Below are 3,978 nucleotides of genomic sequence, written 5' to 3'. Positions count from 1 at the left end.
GGGACAGGAAACGCTACGGCTATACCACCGACCCTGCCCATATGCCCAGCACCCATCGCTATGTGGCGGATTGGAACCCGGAGAAGTTCCTAGGGTGGGCAGGTGGCACCATGTCATAGGAGAACAGACCATTGCCGATGCCATTTTGGACCGTATCGTCCACTCGGCACGCAGGATCGGGCTCAAAGGGGAGTCGATGAGGAAAAAAAGAAAGAAAAAATTAAATGATGAAAACGCCAAATTTTAATACTTTGCGATACTCTCTTCGGATATGTTCCTGAACATGGTTTGCTATGCTCACTTTAAACAGGAATCACTGGTTCACTTTCACAGGAATATGCATATACAACAAACAACTAAAAGAGCTTGCTCGATTATGTAATATTAAAAAAAACATCAGTAGCTATGTAGCAAGACATAGTTTTGCCAATTGTCTAAAACAGAAGGGTGTGGCAACAGATATTATAAGCGAATCCATGGGACATAAGAATCTTGCGATAACGCAAGCCTACTTAAAGGAATTGGATACCACAGTTTTAGATGAGGCAGTCACTCTGCCGATGTAAGCAATTACCGGTGTTTATTGTAAGAAAAATATAGATAATCATATTTTAATGGATTATCTTGCATCTATGGTAAAGCAAAAAACTGCACTTATAACGGGCATTACCGGACAAGACGGAGCTTACTTGTCAGAATTACTTCTTAAGAAGGGATACAAAGTTCATGGCATCAAAAGACGTTCCTCCATGTTCAATACCGAAAGGGTGGATCATCTCTACCAAGATCCCCATGAAGAAGACCCTAATTTTTTTCTCCATTATGGAGATCTTTCAGATAGTACAAATCTGATACGAATTGTTCAGGAAACACAACCAGACGAAATCTATAACCTCGGGGCGATGAGTCATGTACGGGTCTCCTTCGAGAACCCCGAATACACAGCCAATGTGGACGGTCTGGGTACTTTACGGTTATTGGAGGCAATCAGGATACTCAAAATGGAGAAAAAGGTAAAGTTCTACCAAGCCTCCACCTCAGAACTCTTTGGAAAGGTCCAGGAAGTTCCCCAAAACGAGAACACCCCATTTTACCCAAGGAGTCCCTATGGTGTGGCCAAGCTCTATGCCCATTGGATCACGGTGAACTATCGGGAAGCCTTTGGCATGTTTGCCTGCAACGGCATCCTGTTCAACCATGAGTCGCCCATTCGGGGCGAGACATTTGTAACCCGTAAGATTACCCGAGCTGTGTGCCGGATTGCACTTGGATTGCAAGAGAAACTCTATCTTGGCAATCTGGATGCACAAAGGGACTGGGGCCATGCCAAGGACTATGTTAGAATGATGTGGTTGATACTCCAACATGATGTGCCACGGGATTGGGTCGTGGCCACAGGGATTGCGACCAGTATCAGGGATTTCGTGATCAAGGCCTTCAGCTATCTGGGCATTGAGCTTGATTTTAATGGAAAGGGAAAAGATGAAACGGCCCATATCGCCCAATGCAACGATGCAAGGTACCAATTGCCAGTGGGGAAGGAAGTATTGTCCATAGATTCCCGATATTATCGGCCTACAGAGGTTGATTTGCTGATAGGGGATGCATCAAAGGCAGAGGAAGAACTTGGTTGGATACAAGACTATGATTTGGATTCCCTGATAACGGATATGATGGAAAATGATCTGAAACTTACGGAAAGGGAACTATACCTCAAAGAAGGAGGGCATGCCATCAAGAACCATTATGGGTAAAATGGAAAAGCACTCCAAAATATATGTGGCAGGACATAAAGGGTTGGTAGGAGGTGCCCTGGCAAAGGCATTAAAACAAAAAGGATACACCAATATATTGGTCAGGAATCGAGAGGAACTGAATCTATTGGACCAAAGGGCCGTAACCACTTTCTTTGAGGATGAAAAACCGGAATATGTCCTTCTTGCTGCGGCCAAGGTAGGGGGCATCCGTGCCAATGATACCTATAGGGCAGATTTTATCTATGAAAACCTGACTATACAGAACAATGTGATCCATAACAGTTACAAATTCGGGGTCAAAAAACTGCTTTTTTTGGGGAGTTCCTGTATTTACCCAAAAGAAGCGCCACAGCCCATTAGCGAAGATGCCCTGTTGACCGGTCCCTTGGAATACACGAATGAACCCTATGCCATCGCAAAGATTGCCGGAATCAAATTGTGCGAGGGCTACATCCTTCAACACGGATCCAATTTTGTTTCCGTGATGCCCACTAACCTATATGGTCCAAACGACAACTTCAATCTGGACAGATCCCATGTAATCCCGGCCATCATCCGAAAAATGATATTGGCCAAATGGTATTGGGAAGGAGATTTTGAGTCCATTCAAAAAAACCTGGAAATCGATTCCAAAGAAAAGGCAGGAAGATACATGGAAGATAAAGGGGTACATCCTGACCGATTGGAGTTATGGGGCAGTGGAAGACCTTTGCGCGAGTTCCTTTGGTCAGAGGATTTGGCGGATGCCTGTATCCATATCATGGAACACATGGATTTTAAAGATCTGTACGGTATTGAAGATAACGAGATTAGGAACACCCATCTAAATATCGGTAGTGGCGAAGAGGTGTCCATTAAAGAACTGGCCATGATTGTTAAAGATATTGTAGGCTATAATGGAAAAATTGTGTTCGATGACTCCAACCCAGATGGCACCCCAAGAAAACTATTGGATTCAACAAAATTGAAAAAACTAGGCTGGAAACCCTCAACAAACCTTCAAAAAGGATTACGTAGAATAATCGCATCATATCTGAAAGAGCATGCCTAATTTCTTTAAGAAGCTATATTCAAAATGAAAGAAAAACCGTTTTTATACCTCGTTCAATGTGAGGGAACCGAGATTCCCTATCCTGAACTACAAGAAAATGCCGACATTATTTATTTGTCATGGAAAAAAGAACATGATCAAATGGTCTTTTTTCCAAATTCAACATGGACCGATGGAAGGAACCATTTGTTTGAAATAGCAGGAAAACTCAAGGAGAGATACGATTATTATATTTTTTTGGATGATGATATCGTTTTTGAAAATGGAAGTTTCAAAGAATTCGAAAAGTTATTGTTACAATATAATCCGGCCATAGCAACACCCTATCTATTCGACTTTCATTTTAATGTAGAGTCCCATCTTCCTGCTCATAAGGTGTTCTTCTTTGATGCCTGTATGAACGCTTTCCACCATAGCGTACTTTTTGACAATACTATTTTTCCGCTGTGCAGCGTGTTCGATTCCATAGCATGGAGGTATTCAAATTGCCTCCTTTGGCATTTAGCCTCCCTTTTTTACGAGGGGCATATACTCCAATTCAACGGGATAAAAATAAGGAGCGCCGAGAGTAGACCCTATCCCAGGGATATGTACATTGATGAAATTGAAAACGGTGAACAGAGGGGTTATCTCTCTGGCATGGAAAAATGGATATATTCCAATCTCTTGACCGAACATTCAGAAGTATTGGCCTTCAAGGAAAAAAAGAGATGGCCATACACCATTGATGATGGCCATGTACCCTCTAAAAATAATTATGCGATTCCCTTAGAAAAGAAGCAACAGTATTTTCAAGATGCATCCTCAATACTTAAAGGGAGCAAGACGATTAACAACATTGCCCAGTACCTTATGATAAATATCGGGGTGCCCCTAAACAATTCTCTGAACGGAAAACTACCATTGCTCTATTTTCTGTTCAAATATGGAAAGATATATGGTAAAGAGTTTTATACAAATTTTGCATTGGAAAAATTTGGAGAAATATTGATAAATGAATTCTCACAAGAAGGGAATCCCCCCACCGATTTTTATCAAGGAAGCTTGGGAATAGGCTGGGGGCTGGTAAAATTTATCGAAGAAGGTTTTTTTGAGTTTGATGAGCTTGATGACACCTTATCAAAATTGGATGCTATGGTATTCAGGGAAATGGACCAAAAAATAGAATCC

Annotated in this window: 5 protein-coding genes; all 5 read left to right on the top strand. The window is 41.9% G+C overall.

The window, feature by feature from the left end; genetic code table 11:
• On the top strand, positions 1–247 hold a 247-nt coding region (locus E4661_RS19510; protein WP_168796426.1), incomplete at its 5' end, for an ATP-binding protein.
• A gap of 46 nt (positions 248–293) precedes the next feature.
• Positions 294–566, top strand: a complete 273-nt coding sequence (locus tag E4661_RS18115; RefSeq protein ID WP_136468879.1) for a tyrosine-type recombinase/integrase — start codon at positions 294–296, stop codon at positions 564–566.
• A 48-nt stretch (positions 567–614) separates the two neighbouring features.
• Complete coding sequence (gene gmd / locus E4661_RS18110; RefSeq protein ID WP_240751539.1) at positions 615–1,754, top strand: GDP-mannose 4,6-dehydratase; 1,140 nt, start codon at positions 615–617, stop codon at positions 1,752–1,754.
• Position 1,755: 1 nt separating this feature from the next.
• Complete coding sequence (locus E4661_RS18105; protein WP_136468894.1) at positions 1,756–2,808, top strand: GDP-L-fucose synthase family protein; 1,053 nt, start codon at positions 1,756–1,758, stop codon at positions 2,806–2,808.
• 24 nt (positions 2,809–2,832) lie between these two features.
• Positions 2,833–3,978 (top strand): hypothetical protein (locus E4661_RS18100; RefSeq protein WP_136468878.1); only part of this gene is annotated, 1,146 nt, incomplete at its 3' end.

Source organism: Flagellimonas onchidii, from assembly GCF_004804315.1.
Classification (GTDB): Bacteria; Bacteroidota; Bacteroidia; order Flavobacteriales; family Flavobacteriaceae; genus Flagellimonas; species Flagellimonas onchidii.
The sequence above is the reverse complement of the archived record's forward strand: the minus strand, read 5'-3'. Positions and strand labels throughout refer to the sequence as shown.

What these genes read in the sequence shown, in the direction of transcription:
- gmd (WP_240751539.1), top strand. Translation starts at nt 615, where the DNA reads ATGGATTATCTTGCATCTATGGTAAAGCAAAAAACTGCACTTATAACG.
- E4661_RS18105 (WP_136468894.1), top strand. Translation starts at nt 1,756, where the DNA reads ATGGAAAAGCACTCCAAAATATATGTGGCAGGACATAAAGGGTTGGTA.
- E4661_RS18115 (WP_136468879.1), top strand. Translation starts at nt 294, where the DNA reads ATGCTCACTTTAAACAGGAATCACTGGTTCACTTTCACAGGAATATGC.